Annotated in this window: 18 protein-coding genes; 14 read left to right on the forward strand and 4 right to left on the reverse strand. The window is 68.9% G+C overall.

The features are described 5' to 3' along the window. The first annotated feature begins 7 nt into the window (after window positions 1–7). The 5 genes from ACZ5XO_RS04705 to ACZ5XO_RS04725 all read left to right on the forward strand — a co-directional run bounded on the left by ACZ5XO_RS04705 (window position 8) and on the right by ACZ5XO_RS04725 (window position 3,608). Complete coding sequence (locus ACZ5XO_RS04705; protein ID WP_464164156.1) at window positions 8–730, forward strand: hypothetical protein; 723 nt, start codon at window positions 8–10, stop codon at window positions 728–730. Next, complete coding sequence (locus tag ACZ5XO_RS04710) at window positions 724–1,188, forward strand: hypothetical protein (protein ID WP_464164157.1); 465 nt, start codon at window positions 724–726, stop codon at window positions 1,186–1,188. Before ACZ5XO_RS04705 ends, ACZ5XO_RS04710 begins: the two co-directional genes overlap by 7 nt. Before the next feature lie 92 nt (window positions 1,189–1,280). Further along, the gene (locus ACZ5XO_RS04715; protein WP_464164158.1) at window positions 1,281–1,691 is read left to right on the forward strand and encodes a cupin domain-containing protein; all 411 of its coding nucleotides are present in this window, start codon (window positions 1,281–1,283) and stop codon (window positions 1,689–1,691) included. Continuing rightward, complete coding sequence (locus tag ACZ5XO_RS04720) at window positions 1,684–2,097, forward strand: DUF1801 domain-containing protein (RefSeq protein ID WP_464164159.1); 414 nt, start codon at window positions 1,684–1,686, stop codon at window positions 2,095–2,097. The genes ACZ5XO_RS04715 and ACZ5XO_RS04720 overlap by 8 nt, the downstream gene beginning before the upstream one ends. A 35-nt stretch (window positions 2,098–2,132) precedes the next feature. Continuing rightward, window positions 2,133–3,608, forward strand: a complete 1,476-nt coding sequence (locus ACZ5XO_RS04725; protein WP_464164160.1) for an amidohydrolase family protein — start codon at window positions 2,133–2,135, stop codon at window positions 3,606–3,608. Here ACZ5XO_RS04725 and ACZ5XO_RS04730 read toward each other — a convergent pair. Together ACZ5XO_RS04730 and ACZ5XO_RS04735 are read right to left on the reverse strand one after the other, a co-directional pair. Continuing rightward, window positions 3,586–4,164 (reverse strand): HdeD family acid-resistance protein, encoded by a 579-nt coding sequence (locus ACZ5XO_RS04730; protein ID WP_464164161.1) that lies wholly within the window; start codon window positions 4,162–4,164, stop codon window positions 3,586–3,588. The genes ACZ5XO_RS04725 and ACZ5XO_RS04730 overlap by 23 nt on opposite strands. Window positions 4,165–4,261: 97 nt before the next feature. Beyond that, entirely contained in the window at window positions 4,262–4,504 is a 243-nt protein-coding gene (locus ACZ5XO_RS04735) for a hypothetical protein (protein WP_464164162.1), read from the reverse strand. Between the two features lie 93 nt (window positions 4,505–4,597). Between ACZ5XO_RS04735 and ACZ5XO_RS04740 the strand changes: the two genes are divergently transcribed. From ACZ5XO_RS04740 to ACZ5XO_RS04750, 3 genes are all read left to right on the forward strand, one after another. Beyond that, window positions 4,598–5,587 carry a WYL domain-containing protein gene (locus ACZ5XO_RS04740; protein WP_464164163.1) on the forward strand — a complete coding sequence of 330 codons (990 nt, stop codon included), beginning with the start codon at window positions 4,598–4,600 and terminating at the stop codon, window positions 5,585–5,587. A 68-nt stretch (window positions 5,588–5,655) separates the two neighbouring features. Continuing rightward, window positions 5,656–7,092: a hypothetical protein gene (locus ACZ5XO_RS04745; RefSeq protein ID WP_464164164.1), complete on the forward strand. Its 1,437-nt coding sequence runs from the start codon at window positions 5,656–5,658 to the stop codon at window positions 7,090–7,092. 77 nt (window positions 7,093–7,169) lie between these two features. Continuing rightward, entirely contained in the window at window positions 7,170–8,003 is an 834-nt protein-coding gene (locus ACZ5XO_RS04750; RefSeq protein WP_464164165.1) for a universal stress protein, read from the forward strand. Window positions 8,004–8,007: 4 nt separating this feature from the next. On the opposite strand, the gene ACZ5XO_RS04755 is transcribed toward ACZ5XO_RS04750, so the two are convergent. Continuing rightward, a complete protein-coding gene (locus ACZ5XO_RS04755; RefSeq protein WP_464164166.1) occupies window positions 8,008–9,438 on the reverse strand; it encodes a helix-turn-helix domain-containing protein in 1,431 nt (476 codons plus the stop codon). Between the two features lie 155 nt (window positions 9,439–9,593). On the opposite strand from ACZ5XO_RS04755, the gene aceA reads away from it, so the two are divergent. Together aceA and ACZ5XO_RS04765 are read left to right on the forward strand one after the other, a co-directional pair. Then, on the forward strand, window positions 9,594–10,871 hold the full coding sequence (aceA, locus tag ACZ5XO_RS04760; protein ID WP_296174860.1) for an isocitrate lyase: 1,278 nt from the start codon (window positions 9,594–9,596) through the stop codon (window positions 10,869–10,871). 29 nt (window positions 10,872–10,900) lie between these two features. Then, window positions 10,901–11,110 carry a hypothetical protein gene (locus ACZ5XO_RS04765; RefSeq protein ID WP_464164167.1) on the forward strand — a complete coding sequence of 70 codons (210 nt, stop codon included), beginning with the start codon at window positions 10,901–10,903 and terminating at the stop codon, window positions 11,108–11,110. 13 nt (window positions 11,111–11,123) lie between these two features. Here the strand turns inward: ACZ5XO_RS04765 and ACZ5XO_RS04770 are convergent, their stop codons facing one another. Next, window positions 11,124–13,412: an ATP-binding protein gene (locus ACZ5XO_RS04770; protein ID WP_464164168.1), complete on the reverse strand. Its 2,289-nt coding sequence runs from the start codon at window positions 13,410–13,412 to the stop codon at window positions 11,124–11,126. 147 nt (window positions 13,413–13,559) lie between these two features. On the opposite strand from ACZ5XO_RS04770, the gene ACZ5XO_RS04775 reads away from it, so the two are divergent. The 4 genes from ACZ5XO_RS04775 to pstB all read left to right on the forward strand — a co-directional run bounded on the left by ACZ5XO_RS04775 (window position 13,560) and on the right by pstB (window position 18,684). After that, on the forward strand, window positions 13,560–14,984 hold the full coding sequence (locus ACZ5XO_RS04775) for a sensor histidine kinase (protein ID WP_464164169.1): 1,425 nt from the start codon (window positions 13,560–13,562) through the stop codon (window positions 14,982–14,984). Window positions 14,985–15,091: 107 nt separating this feature from the next. Next, complete coding sequence (pstC, locus tag ACZ5XO_RS04780; protein WP_464164170.1) at window positions 15,092–16,522, forward strand: phosphate ABC transporter permease subunit PstC; 1,431 nt, start codon at window positions 15,092–15,094, stop codon at window positions 16,520–16,522. Beyond that, a complete protein-coding gene (gene pstA / locus ACZ5XO_RS04785; RefSeq protein WP_464164171.1) occupies window positions 16,515–17,810 on the forward strand; it encodes a phosphate ABC transporter permease PstA in 1,296 nt (431 codons plus the stop codon). Before pstC ends, pstA begins: the two co-directional genes overlap by 8 nt. A 4-nt stretch (window positions 17,811–17,814) precedes the next feature. Continuing rightward, entirely contained in the window at window positions 17,815–18,684 is an 870-nt protein-coding gene (gene pstB / locus ACZ5XO_RS04790; RefSeq protein ID WP_464164172.1) for a phosphate ABC transporter ATP-binding protein PstB, read from the forward strand. Window positions 18,685–18,687: the final 3 nt, after the last annotated feature.

Raw genomic sequence — 18,687 nt, forward strand, 5'->3', positions numbered from 1 at the left:
AGAGATGATGACCGTGTTCCAAGGACTGAAAACCGTCGCCGTGCTGGGCGCCATGGCCGGACTGGCCGCCTGTGGTCAGGCGGAGAAGGCGGAGGAGAAGGTCACGGCTCCGGCCGAGGCGACGGCGGCCGCGCCTGAGGCTGCTCCTGCGGCGGGCGGCGCAGCGACGATTGATCAGATGTTGGGTGTTCAGGTCGCCTATCTGGAATCCAAGCTGGGTCCCGCCCGCACGGTTCAGGACAAGGAACGGACCTATGAGGTCGGCGACTGCACGGTCCGGGTCAGCGCCGAGGGCGGCGAGGTCGTCGGCTACGCCGTGCCGATGACGCCCGCCTGTTCGACCCAGGCCCTGGCGGCGCTGAAGGATTATGACCTGCCGCAGAAGATCGACCTGACCATGGGCGAGTTCGCCGCCGCACGCGGCAACGCCGACTTCAAGGCCGACTGCCTGACGCTGTGCGGCAATGCGGCCAATCCCTGGATCTATCTGGAAAGCGCCGGTCCGCGCGTTTCGCCGGGCATCCGCGCCTCGGCCGTGATGGTCAGCGACGCCACCATCGACGCCGCCTTCCGCATTCGCGACGCCATCAAGGCGGCCAAGGGCGAGGACTATGTGATCGACACGACCTTCAACTGCAGCGCCGACTTCGACCAGATGGCGGTGCGCGAGCTGAAGAATGTCCGCATCGACGAGATCGAGGTCGGCTACGTCCCCTACGCCGGGTGCTGAGGCGCCGTGCGGCCTGGCGCGCCGGGCCGGCCCTGGCGGCGGCGGCCTCTCTGGCCGCCTGTTCGGCCATGATCCCGGTCAATATCAGCGGCGGTCTGCAGCGGCCGACGGCGAGCTTCGGCCCCGATCCGACGCATCCCCAGAAGGCCTGCCTCGGCGGTCTGGCCGTGCATGAGCTGTCCCACGCCATGATGCGGCCTGTGTGGTCGATCGAGGCGCGTGGTCGCGAGTGCCGGGGCTTGCGCCAGATCGTCTATGGCGAGGCGCCGGACGGGTTCGAGACGACAGTGGAGGCTCTGCCGCTGAAGCCCGGCGTGCGCTACGCCGTCGTCGGCTATGGCGTCTCTGGCGGACCGCTGAGCCGAGTCCCCTGGCGTGGCGGCGGCGACTTCGTCTTCGAGGATGGTCAGTGGCGCTCCGCAGAGGGCCCCGGGCTTGGCGTTGGGCAGGGCGCCTAAGCCTTCCTTTTATGGTTGGGACGCGGCGACGCGGCGTTGAGTCTCGCCGCGAACAGCGCCATCAAGTCCGCCAGATCAGCAGCGGGACGGCCATGACTGAGGAGGGGGAGATCGTGTTCAGTGCGGACGAGATCATCGCCAACCTGTCATTGAGCCCCCATCCCGAGGGCGGGCATTTCCGGCCCATGGCGCGCGATCCCGGGCTGGCGGCCTGCGGGTCGGAGGCGGCGACCGAGTATCGGTTGTTGACGGCGGAGGGCGCGGACGACTGGCGTCCGGTCGAGGCGACCGAAATCTGGGCCTTCTACATGGGGGCGCCGCTGGATTTCGAGATCGCAACGGATCGCGGGGTGAGGTCGTTGGTGCTGGGACCGGATCGGCGACAGGTGGCGGCCCCTGCCGGCGCATGGCGGCGGATGAGCAGTCAGGGCGACTGGACCCTGGCCGCCTGTTCGACGGTGCCGGGACTGGCGATCGATGCGGTGGAGGCGCCCCATGTCTGAACCCAAGACCCAGCCCACGGACGCCTCGGTCGAGGATTTCCTCTCCGCGGCCGAACCGGCCCGACGGCGCGAGGAAGGCCGCATCATTTGCGCCCTGATGCAGGAGGTGACCGGCGAGGCGCCGGTCCTGTGGGGTCCGTCCATCGTCGGTTTCGGGCGCTACGCCAACGTCACCGCCAACGGCAAGAGCGCCGACTGGCCGCGTATGGGCTTTTCCCCGCGCAAGGGCGCGCTGACCCTCTATCTGGCTTCGTCGCCGCAGACCGAGGCCCTGCTGGCGCGGCTGGGGCCGCACACCACCAGCGTCGCCTGTCTCTACATCAAGCGTCTGGACCAGGTGGACCTGGGCGTGTTGCGCGAACTGTGCGTCGCCAGCCGGGACGAGATGAACCGCCGCTATCCCTGAATCGCTTGTTCCGGGTGCGGAGCGGCGTATAGCGGATGCCCATGCGCACCTTCCTGATCGTCGCCGCCGCCGCCCTGTTGTCCGCCTGCGCCACGGCGCCGCTGACGGCCGTTGAAACCCCCGTCGAGACGGTCGACCTGCTGCTGACCTCGGCCACGGTGGTGGATGTCGAGAAGGGGACGACGACCCCCGATCAATTGGTGGCCGTACGCGGCGGCGACATCGTCGCCGTCCTGCCCGAGGGTCAGGCCGGCCGCTATCGCGCGACGCGGACGGCGGACCTGGGCGACCGCTATGTCATGCCGGGCCTGTGGGACATGCACGTCCACTTCGGCGGGGGCGAGGCCCTGATCGAGGAGAACGCCGAGCTGATGCCCCTCTATGTCGTCAACGGCGTGGTCGCGGTGCGCGATGCGGCGGGCGACCTGGCCCAGCAGGTGCTGGACTGGCGCGACGCCCCGCCGACGCCCGACAGCCCGCGCATCTTCACCTCCGGCCCCAAGATCGAGGGAATCGCCCCGGTCTGGAAGGGTGTGATCGAGACCGGCAGCGAGGCCGACGTGGACGCGGCCCTGGACCGGTTGCAGGCTCTGCGGGTCGACTTTGTCAAGATCACCGACAACACCCTGAAGCCCGAGCTCTTCCTCTACGCCGTGCGCGAGGCGAAGAAGCGGGGCATGAAGACCTCGGCCCATATCCCGGCCAGCATCACCGTGCTGGAGGCGGCCGAGGCGGGCCTGTCGTCGATCGAACATCTCGACTATGCCATGAAGGCGGGCTCGAAGGACGAGGCGGCCATCGCCGCCGACTATCTGGCGGGCAAGTACACCTACGCCCAGACCATGCGGCGCTACGCCGACACCTTCGACGTGGAGACGGCGCGGCGGGTCTATGCGCGGCTGCGGGAACTGGGCACGGCGGTGTCGCCGACCCTCTACGGCTCAACCACGCTCGCCAACCTGGATCTGGACGACCATTCGCACGATGATGGCCTGGCCTATGTCGGGCCGGGAATTCGGGCGACCTATGACTGGCGCGTGCAGCGCGCCGCCCAGGCCACGCCGCAGCAGGTGGCCGACCGGCACTTCGTCAAGGAGGTGACGTCCCGCACCCTGCCCATGCTTCGCGATGCGGGCGTGACCATCCTGACGGGCACGGACGCGGGCTTCCTCAACTCGTTCAACTATCCGGGCTTCTCGCTGCACGACGAGCTGGAGTTGTACGTCAAGCTCGGCCTGACGCCGCGCGAGGCGCTGATGGGCTCGGTCGTGGACGGGCCGCGCTTCCTGAACCAGGGCCAGCGTTACGGCGCGGTGGCGGCAGGCAAGTCGGCTGACTTGCTGGTGCTGGAGGCTAACCCACTTGCGGCCGTCAGCGCCACGCGCGACGCCGAGGCGGTGGTGCTGCGCGGCCGTCTGATCGAGGCGGATGAGCTGGAACGGATGCGGGCCGAGATCCGTGCCCGGGTCACGGCGCGCAACGCCCGTTTTACGCCTTCGCCAGCGTCCTGACCCGGAAGGCGACCCAGATCAGCAGCAGGCCGAACAGCACGGCCCAGGCCGCGATCAGCCACAGCAGGCCCAGGGCACCCGCGCCCGGTGCGAAGACCAGAATCAGGCCGAAGACGACCGACAGGGCGCCGGCGACGCCCAGGCTCCATTCGTTGGCTATTTCCTTTCGCAGGCGGATGGCCCCGACGATTTCCAGCACGCCGCGCATGATCGACCAGAAGCCGATCAGATAGACCAGGACCAGGGCCGTCAGGCCCGGCCAGACGAAGGCCAGTCCTCCGGCGACCAGGCTGGCGATCCCGCCGAGCGTCAGCCACCAGCGCGGGGCGATCCCGCCGCCGCGAACCGCCGCGATCAGGGCAAGAATCCCGTCGGCCACGGCGTAAATTCCATAGACCAGGATCAGGCTGACCAGGCTGATGCCCGGCCAGACGAAGGTGGCGACCCCGAAAGCCACCGCGATGATCCCGCGCAACAGCAGCAGCCACCACGAGCGATGCAGGGCGGACTTGACGAGGCCTTCCAGCGAAGGCGCGGCGGTGTGGGACGATGTCATCGGCAGCTCCCCTCGAGCATGACCGGAATGGTCATGCTTCGGCGAACGTTGGATGGGGAATCGGGTTCCCGGCGCGGCGCTTTGATCTGGCCAGGTTTCAGGCCGCCATGCGCCGGTCGTGCGCGGCGGTGGTCGGCGCGGCATGAAATTCGTCCCACAGGGCGTCCTCATCGGAGTAGCGGCTGCTGGCCGAGGCGGAGATGACGTCCACCACCTGTTCTTCCTGACGGTCCCAGATGACGGCCAGGTCGCCCTCGGCCTCGCACGGCACGATCATGTAGCGGTCGGCGAAGGTCTTGCGGGCGGGCTTCTGGACGGTGGGGGTGCGGGCGAAGGCCATGTCGTGATCTCCTGAAGCGATTGCCTCTTGCTGATGTTGGAAGGATGCGACAGCATTGCGTCAGTTTCGGACGTAGTTCTGTGGAGAAGTTTCTTGCGGCACGACAAGGCGGCGATGGTCATTGATCTGGCGCGCGGCATGGCGGCCAGCGCCGAGGGGCTGACGCTGAACGAGATGGCGGGCCAACTGCGGGTCGGGCGGCGCACCGCCGAGCGGATGCGCGACGCCGTCCTGATGCTGTTCCCTCAGGTCGAGGAGATCAGCGATCCGCCGACCAAGCGCTGGCGTATTCGCGGCGGCCTGTCGGCCTTCGAACAGGCCCCGACCGCGACCGAGATGCTGGAGCTGACCAAGGCGGCGGCGGCTTTGCGCGCGGCGGGCGAACCGGCGCGGGCGGCGGCGCTGGAAGGGCTGGAGCGCAAGGTCAAGGCGGCCATGCGCTCGACCACCCTGAACCGGATGGCGCCCGATCTGGAAGCTCTGGTGAGGGCCGAGACCATCGCCGTTCAGGCCGGGCCGCGTCCCACCGCCGACGAGACGGTGCTGGCTGAAATCCGAGGCGCGGTTCTGGCCGAGAGGCCTCTGAGCTTCATCTACGCCCGTCCCGGGGCCGAGGCGCGTAGCCGCGGCGTCGCGCCCTGCGGCCTGATGTTCGGGCGCGCCAACTATCTGGTGGCGGCGGACCGCGAAAGCGGACGCATCCAGACCTTCCGCCTGGACCGCATGAGTTCGGTTGAGGCGGGCGAGGGGACGGCGCGGCCGCCTGCCGACTTCGACCTGGCCGCCTTCGCCAGCCAGTCCTTCGGCATCTATCAGGACGAGATCGAGGAGGTGGTGCTGCGCATCGCCTCTGAGGGCGCGGCCGAGGCGAGGGGCTGGCGTTGGCACCCGACCCAGACCATCGAGGATCAGCCGGACGGTTCGGTCCTGGTGCGCTTCCGTGCCTCGGGGATGCGCGAACTGGCCTGGCACCTGTTCACCTGGGGCGAGCAGGCCACCATCGAGGGGCCGCAGCGGCTGAAGGCGGTCATGGCGGGCGAGCTGGCGGCGGCCGGGCGCGCCCTGTCGCGGGCGCAATCCTGAGCAATCCGTAAGCTGACGCCGCGCCGCTCGCGGCTATGTTCGAGCTGAACCGTATGGAGTCCGTCGTCTTGCGTTTGAAAGCCCTCGCCGCCTCGACCCTTCTGGCCGCCGCTCTTCTAGGGGCCTGCGCCGCCGCGTCCCTGCCGCCGGGGACCTGGGACGCGCGCGCCGCGCCGGTGGTCGAGGTCACGCGCGACGGCGACCGCTGGACCGCTGACTATGTCTTCAACCGTGACGCGTCCGTCTGGGCTTTTATGGATTCGGCCCTGATGACCGACGTGCGTCAGCCCTGGCGCCCGACCCAATGGACGGTCGAGACGCCAGGCGTCGTCATGGAGCGGCGCGGCCACTACGACGTGATCCGCAGCCTGGACGGCGGCCCTGTGCCGCGCCACGTCCGCTTTTCGCTCAAGCCCAAGGCCGTCTATCTGGAGGCGGAATACGGGACCCTGACCTTCTCGGACGGCGCCGTCGCCCTGCCGACGCGCCAGTTCGACGTCTTCGCCCTGCCGTCGGTCGAGGCGGCCGAGGCCATGCCGGCCGACCTGAACGGCGTCGATCTGGAAGGCGGGGCCTCGACCGTGAGCTGGCGGGATACGGCGGGGTCGGTGCTGTTCAACGGCAAGCGGCACGCCAGTCTGACCACGACCGGCGAGCGTTCCTACGTCCTGCTGGGCCAGGCGCGGGTGACGCCGGGCGAGGGGCTGACCACGGTCATCGATCCCAACCTGCCGCCGTGGATCGGCGAGGAGATCCGCAGCTTCGCGCCGCACGTCGGCGACTACTATCTGCGTCGTCTCGGCGCGCCGGGCGTGGGCAGCGAGACCTCGACCGTCATGGTCAGCTGGAACGGTCCGACCGAGCGTCTGTCCAGCATGGGCGGCAGCGTCCTGCCCGGTCTGATCGTCATGAAGTTCGAGGGCGTCGGCGTGCTGAACCCCAGCCGGGAAGTGCTGGAGCGTTCGCGCTGGTTCATCGGCCACGAGAGCGCGCACTTCTGGCTGGGGCAGGCGGTGCGCTATCAGTTCGCCCGCGACGCCTGGATCACCGAGGGCGGGGCCGACTTGATGGCGGTACGGGCGCTGAAGGCGCTGGACCCGGCCTATGACGCCCGCGCTGAACTGCAGACCGAGGTGGACGACTGCGTCGACCTGGCTCGCGGCAAGTCGGTGGCGGAGGCCGGGGACCGGGGCGAGCACCGGGCCTACTACGCCTGCGGCGCCGTCTTCGCCATGGCGGCCGAGGGCGCCCAGAAGCGGCGCGACGGCGGCGACTGGTTCGACTTCCTGCGTCCGGTTCTGGCGGCCAATCGCGAGGACGGCGTCCTCACCCGCGCCGAGTGGCTGGAAGCCCTGAGCCGGGCCTCGGGCGACCCGTCCCTGGCCGCGACCATCGGGCGGATGCTGGATCAGGGCGCGGCCGATCCGGCGGCCGAGATCGCCGACCTGTTCCGCAAGACGGGCGTTCCCCATCGGGTCGAGAACGGCAAGGTCGTGCTGCTCTGATCGCCGTTATTTGATCGGGATCAAGGACCGAAGCCCGCCCCGGGCGTTCTATCGTTCAGGAATGAGAGGAGGTCGCCATGACCTGGTCCAGCCTGATCGTCTATGTCGATGACGAGCCCGACAACACGCAGCGGATCGAGCAGGCCGTCGATCTGGCCAAGGCGCACGGTGCTCACCTGATCGGGGTTTCGGCCTGCGCGCCCGAGACGCCGGTCGCCGACGCCTATGGCGCGGGCATCCTGATGGGCGAGGTGCTGACCGCCCAGCACGAGCGGGCCGAAAGCGCGCTGAAGGGGGCCGAAACGCGCTTTCGCGACATCGCCACCCGCAGCGGCGTCTCTTGTGAATGGCGCGCCGACGTGGGCGACCCGACCGGTTTGCTGGTCAAGCACGCCCGCGCCGCCGACGTCCTGATCGTCGGGCGCGACGCGGCCAACGCCAGCGGCTGGCGGGCGCCGATTCCGTCCGATCTGGCCATGCGAGCGGGGCGCTCTATCCTGATCGCGCCGCCGAACCCGGCGCGCCCGGTCGCCGGTGCGCCGGTGCTGCTGGCCTGGACCGACAGCCGCGAGAGCCGCCTGGCTGCGATCGCCGCTATCCCCCTGCTGCGCGAGGCCGAGAGCGTGCGCGTGCTGGAGCTGTGTGATCCCGAGGACATGGACGGCGCCCGGCTGCGCACCGCCGACGTGGCGGCCTGGCTGCGGCGGCACGGCGTCAAGGCCGAGGCCGACGCCCGCGCCCACGATGACCGCTCGGCGGGGCGGCGTCTGCTGGACTGCGCCGCCGAGATGGAGGCCGGCGTCATCGTCAGCGGCGCCTGGGGTCATGCGCGGATGCGTCAGTGGATCTTCGGCGGCGTGACCCAGACCCTGATCACCGAAAGTCCGGTGGCCTTGCTGCTGGCGCACTGAGACGTCAGGCGAAGGGGTAGGGGCTGACGGACTTGGACCAGTCGTCGACCGTCAGGGCGCGGCCCACCGGCGGGGCGGCGCGTTCGGCGCAGGGGTGGCGCTCGCATAGGCGGCAGGCCGGGCCGATGGGGGTGACCTCGGGCTCTTGCAGGTCCAGACCGCGCGCATAGATCAGCCGGTGGGCGTGCTTCAGCTCGCAGCCCAGGCCGATGGCCAGGTCCTGACCCTCGGTGAAGGCGTCCTGGCCCTGGCGGTCGACGGTGCGGGCCAGGGTGAACCAGCGCGATCCGTCGGGCGTCTCGATGATCTGGGTGACGATGCGGCCCGGCGTGCGGAAGGCCGAGTGCAGTCGCCAGCGCGGGCAGGCGCCGCCGAAGCGCGAGAAGGGGAAGGCGCCGGACGCGTAGCGCTTGGACACGTTCCCTGCCTGATCCACCCGCATCAGGAAGAAGGGCACGCCCCGGGCCGTCGGGCGGGACAGGGTGGTCAGGCGATGCGCCGCCTGTTCGAAGCCGACGCCGAACCGGGCCTGAAGGCGGGCCAGGTCGTAGCCGGTCTCCTCGGCCGTGCGCTGGAAGGCAGCGTAGGGCATCAGCACGGCGGCGGCCAGGGTGTTGGCCAGCGAGGCCTTCAGCAGATTGCGCGTGGGGGCGTCCGGCGCGCCCGCCGCCTCGGTCAGGGCCTGAAGCTCCGGCCCATGCTCCATCAGAACCAACTGGTTGGCGACGGCGAAGGCGCGCGACGACGGCCCCAGGGCGTCGGACAGCAGCAGGCGACCCCGGTGCGGGTCGAAACGGCGGGTCCACTCGACCATGACCTCGGCGGGCAGGGTGCGGGCGGTAAGGCCGTGGCGGGCGAACAGCCGCCCTCGCGCTAGGGCCTCAAAGCCTTCGTCGGGGCCGGGAGCTTCGGCGCGCAGGGCGTCATGCAGGGCCTCGCCCAGCGTATCGAGGTCGGGGAAGTGGTTGTGGCGGGACTGGACGTATTCGCGCACCCATTCCGACGGGCTGTCGGTCGGGGCTGCGCCGCCGCCCGCCTCGACCTCGGCCCGGTCGCGCACGCGACGGTCGGTGAAGGCGCGATAGAGGCGCAGCACGGCGTCGGCGGCGGCGGGCTGATCCTCGGCCAGTTGCATGATCTCGTGACGCGGCACGGCCAGACCCTGAAACAGGGGATCGGCGAAGACCTCGGACAGTTCGGCCTCGGACGCCGGACCGCCGGACTGGCCGAGGTTGCGCAGGTCGACGTCGTAGGTCTCGGCCAGACGCAGCAGCAGCTGGGCCGAGACGGGGCGCTGGTTGCGCTCGATATGGTTCAGATAGGAGGGCGAGACGCCCAGATCTGCCGCCATCGCCGTCTGCGACAGGTCAAGCTCGCGCCGCAGCCGCTTGAGGCGGCCGCCCAGAAACAGCTTGCGGTCAGCGGCGGCGTTCATGGCGCGATCATGTCACATCATGACTTCATGGCAAGTGTCATGATGTGACTGTTTGACTTAAATGATGCGGCTGTCGCTGTGTCAATCATGACGGCGGCGTGTTCAGGTCTTCGGGACGGCGGCTGCGGCCGCGCCTTATCGAGACCGAGACGAACATGACGACCTTCGCCGATCTGGTTCCTTCGCCCGCCGGCCGTTTCGACGGCATTGAGCGCCCCTATTCGCCGGAAGACGTCCTGCGTCTGCGCGGCTCGGTGCCGGTCACCCATACGCTGGCCGAGCGGGGCGCCAACCGCCTGTGGGAGCTGCTGCACAGCGAGCCCTATATCAACGCCCTGGGCGCCGTGACCGGCAATCAGGCGATGCAGATGGTCCGCGCGGGTCTGAAGGCCATCTATCTGTCGGGCTGGCAGGTCGCCGCCGACGCCAATACGGCCAGCGCCATGTACCCGGACCAGTCGCTGTATCCGGCCAACGCCGCGCCGGAACTGTGCCGCCGCATCAACCGCACCCTGCAGCGCGCCGACCAGATCGAGCACGCCGAGGGCGGCGCCAAGCGCGACTGGTTCGCCCCCATCGTCGCCGACGCCGAGGCCGGTTTCGGCGGGCCGCTGAACAGCTTCGAGATCATGAAGGCCTTCATCGAGGCGGGCGCCGCGGGCGTCCACTTCGAAGACCAGCTGGCGTCCGAGAAGAAGTGCGGCCACCTGGGCGGCAAGGTGCTGATCCCGACCCAGGCGCATGAGCGCAACCTGATCGCGGCGCGTCTGGCCGCCGACGTCTGCGGCACGCCGACCCTGACGGTGGCGCGCACCGATGCGGAATCGGCCCAGCTGATCACCTCGGACATCGACGAGCGGGACCACCCCTTCATCGACCGCGAGAACCGCACGCCGGAGGGCTTCTATCGCCTGAAGCCGGGCACGGGTCTGGACCACTGCATCGCGCGCGGCCTGTCCTATGCGAAATACGCCGACCTGCTGTGGTGGGAGACGTCGCACCCCGATCTGGACGATGCGAAGAAGTTCGCCGAGGCCGTTCAGAAAGAGCACCCGGGCAAGCTGATGGCCTACAACTGCTCGCCCTCGTTCAACTGGGAAGCCAAGCTGGACAAGGAAACCATCGCCAAGTTCCAGCGCGAGCTGGGGGCCATGGGCTACAAGTTCCAGTTCGTCACCCTGGCGGGCTTCCACAGCCTGAACAACGGCATGTTCGAACTGGCCAGCGGCTATCGCGATCGCGGCATGGCGGCCTATTCCGAGCTGCAGCAGCGCGAGTTCGCCAATGAGGCCATCGGCTACACCGCCACGCGTCACCAGCGCGAGGTCGGCACCGGCTACTTCGACGACGTGGCCACGGTCATTTCCTCGGGCCAGTCCTCGACCACGGCGCTGAAGGACTCGACCGAAACCGCCCAGTTCCACGCCGCCTGAGTTCCACGCCTGTCAGGAAAGGAAATGACATGGAACCGATGACCCGTCCCCAGGCCATCATCGACTTCTGCCTGGCGCCTCTGGCGCTGGACGGATCGAGCGAGGCCGAACGCGAGGTGCGCCGCCGTCTGGAGCATGTGCTCAAGACCTTCGAGGCCAAGGCGGCCCGGCCGCTCAGCGTGGATTTCTCGTCCATGCCCAGCCAAGTCATCAACGAAGCCGCCCACGGCTACGAGTAGGAGAAGAAGACCCTCAGGCCGCCTGAACAGCGGCCTGAGGCGCGTCCGCCGTCAACTCGGCTACCATGGCCAGCAGGGCTTCGATGCTGAAGGGCTTGGCCAGGTGCCGGTCGGCGCCCGCCTCCATGCCCGCGGCGATATGTTCGGGCAGGGCGTTGGCGGTCAGCATGACGACCGGCGTGCGCGGCATGCCCATGGCCACCTCGTGCAGACGAATCTCGCGGGTGGCGGTCAGGCCGTCCATCACCGGCATCTGCATGTCCATCAGCACCAGATCGAAGGCCGAGGCGCGACAGGCTTCGACCGCCTGGGCGCCGTCCTCGACCGATACGAGCTCGACCGAGGCCTGATCCAGGATCAGCTCGACCACGCGCCGGTTGGTGGGGTGGTCGTCGGCGACGAGGATGCGCAGGCGACGCGCCGCCGAGTCGGACGGGACGTCGCTGGTCGCGACGACGGTCGGCGTCGGCACGACAGGGGCTTCAGCCAGGCGCAGGGGCAGGGTCAGGATAAAGGCGGCCCCGCCGCCCGGCTCGCTCTCGCAACCCAGGCCGCCGCCCATCATGGCGGCCAGCTCGCGGCTGATGGCCAGGCCCAGGCCCGAACCGCCGAAGCGTCGGGTGATGTCGCCGTCGGCCTGTTCGAAGCGGCTGAACAACCGGTCGCGCGTCTGGGCGTCGAAGCCGATGCCGGTGTCCTGAACCACGAAGCGCAGGCCGTGCTGTCCGGCGTCCACCGTCAGGCTGACGAAGCCGGCGGCGGTGAACTTGACGGCGTTGGACACCAGGTTGGTCAGGATCTGCTTCAGGCGTACGGCGTCGCCATGCACCCAGACGCGAGCCTCGGGCGGCACCTCGACGATGAACTGAAGCCCCTTGTCGCGGGCGGCGGCGGCGTAGAGCTGGGCGGCTTCCTCGGTGGCGCGGGCCAGGTCGAAGGGTTCGTCGCTCAGTTCCAGTCGACCGGATTCCACGCGCGCCAGGTCCAGGATGTCGCTGAGCAGGGTCTGCAGGGTGCGGCTGGACGAGTGGATCAGGTCCAGCATCTCGCGCTGCTGTTCGTCCAGATCGGTGCGGGCCAGGGCCTGGGCCACGCCGATGACGCCGTTCAGGGGCGTGCGGATCTCGTGGCTCATATTGGCCAGGAACTGGCTCTTGGCGCGGTTGGCGGAGTCGGCGGCGTCGCGGGCCTCGGCCAGGGCCTGGGCGTCGCGTTTCAGGTCGGTGATGTCGGAGCAGACCGTGACCGTGCCCTTTTCCGCCGTGCGGCGGTCCTGAACCCTCAGCCAGCGGTCTCCGATCTGCTGCTCCATGGCGCCCTGGGGGCGGCGACGGTTGGCCATGCGTTCGGCCATCCAGGCCTGTTCTCGGCCCTTGGCGCAGGGATAGAGGTCGGCCTTCAGCCCGGCCTCGAGGATTTCGCGGAAGGTGACGCCGACCTTGAGCGCGGCGGCCACCTCGGGGTTCACCTCGGCGTAGCGCTGGTTCCAGATCGCCAGGCGGTCGTCGGCGTCATAGAAGCCCAGGCCGTCGGGCATGGCTTCGATCGCCTCGCGGAGTTGACCCAGGGCGCTGTGGCGCGACCACCAGACCATGCCGGTCAGGAAGGCGGCGATGACGACCAGCAGACCGACGCTGGCGCCGATCCAGACGGTCAGGGCCGTCTCGGCGAAGGCGGCCACAGGCAGCAGCACGCCGGGGGTCGGAGTGATGACCACGGCGCTCATGGCCACGAAATGCAGCCAGCAGACGCTGAGCGCGCCCAGGGCCGTGGCGCCGAGCACCCGTTTGAGTCCGCCTCGCCAGGGCAGGAAGGCCATGGCGCCGACCAGGGTCAGGCCTCCAACCACGGCGACGACGACGAGGGGGACGTTCCACGACAGGACGGCGCCGGACAGGCTCAGCGCGGCCATGCCGAGGAAGTGCATGGCGGCGACGCCCAGGCCGCAGGTCAGGGCGGCGGTGATGCGGCCGATGCGGCTCGTTTCGGCCAGGGCCAGGTGCATGGCGATGTAGAAGGCGAAAACGACCACGAGCAGGGAGCCGCCCGTTTCCCAGGCTTCGTAACGCACGGGCACGCCGACGTCATAGGCCTTCATGGCGATGAAGTGGGTGCTCCATACGCCCAGGCCGGCCACCAGGGGGGCGGCGATCAGATAGACACGGCGCGAGCGGCGCGCCACGCCGCGGGCGCGATCGAACAGGGACAGTGCGATCAGAAGGCTGAAGACAGAGACCATGAGGGCGAATGGCAGGATGCGCCAATCGTGTTGCTGAACCAGACAGTTCAGGATCGTATTCACGTCAGAAACCCCTCGGTCTGTCGTCGTGACTGCCGCAAATCGGTGAACAAACTAAGCTAAGCGAAAGAATCCCGACCCCCGGCCGATGACCCCGTGTTTCTGACAGGTTAGGGGCTGTCGCTGAACAATGAGATAACGTCGATCCATATGCCGTACGAGCATTCGCCTTCTCCGGTCGCGCCCACCGCCTCGTCCCGGCTCTGGACCGCCGGCGCCAGCGGCGGGGTGGCCATCCTGGTCATGGCGGTGCTGGCGGTGATGAAGCCGGAACTGGCGGGCTGGCTGGCGGCGGGGGCGGCGGCGGTGGCGGCCGCGACCTGGCTGGTCAACCGCCGGCCGCAGCCCACGGTCAGCATCAGCGACCTGGACGGCGGTGCGACGGCTGACCTGGCGCCCGACGGCGCCCTGCTGGGGGATGTCTTCGAGGCCCTGGGGGATCCCATCCTGATCGTCAGCGGGGGAGAGGCGGACGACATCGCCGGACGACGAATCGCCCTGGCCAACGCCGCCGCGCGGGAGTTGTTTCGCCTGGACGGCGCGGGCGGCGGGCTGCTGGTTTCGGTGATCCGCGACCCCAAGGTTCTGGAGGCGGTGGACGAGGCTCTGTTCGGGGGATTCAGCAGCACGGTGGATTACGTCGGCGGCGGCGCCCAGGAGCGGCACTGGCGAGCCTTCGTACGACCTCTGCCCGAGCGGGACGCCCAACTTTGGGGGGCGGGCGCCCTGGCCCTACTGGCGCTGCGCGATGAAACGGACGCCCGTCGCATGGAGATGATGCGCGTCGACTTCCTGGCTAACGCCAGTCACGAACTGCGCACGCCCCTGGCCTCGCTGTCGGGCTTTATCGAGACGCTGAAGGGCCACGCCAAGGACGACCCCAAGGCGCGCGACAAGTTTCTAGACATCATGGCCATCCAGGCTGATCGCATGGGGCGCCTGGTCGCCGACCTGCTGTCGCTGAGCCGGATCGAGCTGAACGAGCATATCGCGCCCCTGGGGCGGGTTGATCTGGCGCGGGCGGCCTCGGACGTGGTGGACGCCGTCAGCGTCATCTCGCGCGAGCGCGGGGTCACCATCAAGGCCGACCTGGGGCAGGGGGGCGCGACCGTGACCGGCGACCGCGACGAGATCGTTCAGGTCATCCAGAACCTGGTGGACAACGCCCTGAAATACTCCAGCAACGGCGGGATGGTCGAGCTGTCGATTGATCGCGGCCGCACCCTGGACGAGGCCATGGCTGCGCGCATGCCCGAGGGAACCCGCCTGTCGCTGGAAACGCCTGACCGCGAGGCGGGGGTGAAGTACGCCGTCGTCACCGTGCGCGACCATGGCCCCGGCATGGCGCGCGAGCACCTGCCGCGTCTGACCGAACGCTTCTATCGCGTCGAGGGCCAGAAAAGCGGCGAGCGTCAGGGCACCGGCCTGGGTCTGGCCATCGTGCGCCACATCATCATCCGTCACCGCGGCGGGCTGAGCGTGGACAGCGCCCTGGGCCAGGGGGCGATCTTCACCGCCTGCTTCCCCCTGGCCCCCGCTCGAGAGATCGAACCTGTGGGAGGATCGGCTGCGTAACAGAACTGTCACGCAGCCGTCTTATTCCGCTCGCCAATCGCAGGCAGTTTCCCGGCCGAAACGCGCCGGACCCGGCACGTTAATGATTCACGCGTGCACGGACCCGGATGATCTGGATTTTCCTGTTACTGCTGATCGCCTTCTCCGGGCTGGCCTATCTGGGCGGGCGCCGGCTGGCGACGCGCCGCAGCGCGGGCGTTAGAGCCCATTCGCGTCCGGGCCAGCATGGCCTTTACGCCCTGATCTGGGTCGGCATGCCGGCCTTGGTGGTGCTGATCGCCGCCTCGATCTTCTCGGCCCCGCTGGAACGTCAGATGCTGGCCGCCGGCGCGCCTGACAGCGTCACCCAGCTGGAGCCCTTCCGGCGCGAGGCCTTCTTCTCGGACGCGCGCCGTATCGGCGACGGGCTTGAAGCCCAGCAGATCTGGCCCGCCCCCTATGCCGAAGAGCTGCCGGCCGAAGGCCGCCGCGCCCACCGTATTTCGTCGGCCCTGAGCTGGGGCGGCGGTGTCGCGGCCCTGATCGCGGCCGTTCTGGGTGGGGTCTTCGTCTTCATCCGCATCCGTCCCGATTTGCGGGCGCGCAATCGGGTGGAGAGCTGGATCAGCCTGGTCCTGTTCGCCTGTTCGGCGGTGGCGGTGCTGACGACGGTCGGCATCATCTTCTCCCTGGTGTGGGACAGCCTTCGCTTCTTCGCCTCCGTGCCGGTCACCGAGTTCCTGTTCGGGACCAAGTGGAGCCCGCAGATGGCCATCCGCGCCGACCAGATCGGCTCGTCGGGCGCCTTCGGGGCCGTGCCCCTGTTTGCGGGCACCTTCCTGATCATGCTGATCGCCATGCTGGTGGCGGGTCCTATCGGCCTGTTCTCGGCCATCTATCTGTCGGAATACGCCGGGCGTCGCACCCGCGCCGTGGTCAAGCCCATGCTCGAGGTCCTGGCCGGGGTGCCGACCGTGGTCTACGGCTTCTTCGCCGCGCTGACGGTGGGGCCGGCCTTCCGCGTCTTCTTCAACACCATAGGCGGCTGGCTGGCCGGCGGACCGCTGGACGGGGTGGGGCAATACCTGCTGCTGGTGCAGAACCAGATGGCTCTGGTGGCCGGCGCGGTCATGGGCATCATGCTGATCCCCTTCGTCAGCTCGCTGTCCGACGACATCATGAACGCCGTGCCGCAGTCCCTGCGCGACGGTTCCTACGCCATGGGCGCGACCAAGTCCGAGACGGTCAAGAAGGTGCTGCTGCCCGCCGCCCTGCCAGGCATCGCCGGGGCCTTCCTGCTGGCGGTTTCGCGCGCCATCGGCGAGACCATGATCGTGACCATGGCCGCCGGTCTGGCCGCCAAGCTGACGCTGAACCCGCTGGACACGGTCACGACCGTCACGGTGCAGATCGTCACCCTGCTGACCGGGGACCAGGAGTTCAACAGTCCCAAGACCCTGGCCGCCTTCGGTCTGGGCCTGACCCTGTTCGTGGTCACCCTGCTGCTCAACATCGTCGCCATGCGCATCGTGCAAGCCTATCGGGAACAGTATGACTGACGCCGCCCAAAACCCGAGCGCCGTCAGCCCGCGCACCCAGCGCCTGCAAGCGCGCCTGCGCGGCCGCTATGCGCGCGAGACCCGCTTCAAGTGGTATGGCCGCGCGGCCATCGGCTTCGCCCTGGTCTTCCTGGTGATCCTGCTGGGCAGCATCATCATGCAGGGCCGCACGGCCTTCTACAGCCACAGCGTGACCCTGCCGGTTCACATGGACGCGTCGCGCATCGACCGGTCCTATCCGCAGGGCGCCAATTTCGAGCAGATCGTCGCCGAACAGCAACTGCGTCGTCTGGGCGTTCAGGACGACGCCCAGGGCACGAAGGCGGTGGCCATGAAGGCCCTGTTCTCGTCCGAGTTGAAGTTCCAAGCGGCGGGCATGATCGCGCGTCAGCCCAGCCTGCTGGGTCAGACCGTGCCGGTGACCGCCCCTCTGTCCGACAACGCCGACCTCTACCTGAAGGGTGAGATCTCCAGAGCCGTGCCCGAGGATCAGCGCCGCGTCAGCAATGAGCAGATGGCCTGGCTGGACCGGATGAAGGAGTCGGGCGCTGTGCGGGCCCACTTCAACACGACCCTGTTCACCAAGGGCGACTCGACCCAGCCGGAGCTGGCGGGCTTGCTGGGCGCGGTGGTCGGCTCGGCCCTGATGCTGCTGGTCACGGCCCTGATCGCCATCCCGGTCGGCGTCTGCGCCGCCGTCTGGCTGGAGGAATACTCGCCGCGCAACCGCATCACGGCGATCATCGAGGTCAATATCAACAACCTGGCCGCCGTGCCGTCGATTGTTTACGGCCTGCTGGGTCTGGCCCTGTTCATCAACTTCATGCACCTGCCGCGCGCCAGCCCGCTGGTCGGCGGTCTGGTGCTGGCCCTGATGGCCCTGCCGACGGTGATCATCGCCACGCGCTCGTCGCTGAAGGCGGTGCCGCCCTCGATCCGCGAGGCCGCCCTGGCCATGGGCGCCAGCCGCACCCAGACGGTGTTCGGCCACGTCCTGCCCCTGGCCATGCCGGGCGTCATGACGGGTTCGATCATCGCCATGGCCCACGCCTTGGGCGAGACGGCGCCTTTGCTGCTGATCGGCATGATCAGCTTCGTCCCCGGCGTGCCCCACGCCATCGACGAACCGGTCGGCGCCCTGCCTTCGCTGATCTACATCTGGGAGAACGCCTCGGAGCGCGCGTTCCACGAGCGGACCGCCGCCGCCATTCTTGTGCTCCTCGCCTTCATGATCGTCATGAACGCCGCCGCGATCCTGCTGCGTCGGCGCTTCGAACGCCGGTGGTAGTCTTATGATGTCCAAAATCTTCCGCGCCCCCGAGGGTCTGGCCGACGGCGGTTCCGCCGGGGCCGCGACCCTGTCGACCGCCCCGGCCGTGGGCGCCCACGCCTCGGCGCCGTTGGGCCCGATCAAGATCGCCGCGCGCGATGTCAGCGTCTTCTACGGCGAGAAGCAGGCCCTGTTCGGCGTCTCGCTGGACATCCCGGACAAGACCGTCACGGCCTTGATCGGTCCGTCGGGCTGCGGCAAGTCGACCTTCCTGCGGACCATGAACCGCATGAACGACACCATCCCCGGCTGCCGCGTCACCGGCGAGATCGAGATGGACGGCGGCGACATCAACGACCGCAAGATCGACCCCGTGCTGCTGCGCGCCCAGGTCGGCATGGTGTTCCAGAAGCCCAACCCCTTCCCCAAGACGATCTATGAGAACGTCGCCTATGGGCCGAAGATTCACGGCCTGGCCTCGTCCAAGGGCGAGCTGGACGACATCGTCCAGAAGGCGCTGAAGCGGGCCGGCCTGTGGGACGAGGTGGCCGACCGCCTGCACTCGCCGGGCACGGGCCTGTCGGGCGGCCAGCAGCAGCGTCTGGTCATCGCCCGCGCCATCGCAGTCGAACCCGAAGTCATTTTGATGGACGAGCCCTGCTCGGCGCTGGACCCGATCGCCACGGCCAAGATCGAGGAGCTGATCGACGAACTGCGCGAGCGCTACTGCATCGTCATCGTCACCCACTCCATGGCCCAGGCGGCCCGTGTGTCGCAGCGCACGGCCTTCTTCCACATGGGCAAGCTGGTCGAGACCGGCGACACCGAAGAGATCTTCACCAACCCGCGCGAGCGCCGCACGCTCGACTACATCACCGGCCGCTTCGGCTAAGGG

Source organism: Brevundimonas sp. T2-11, assembly GCF_055397675.1.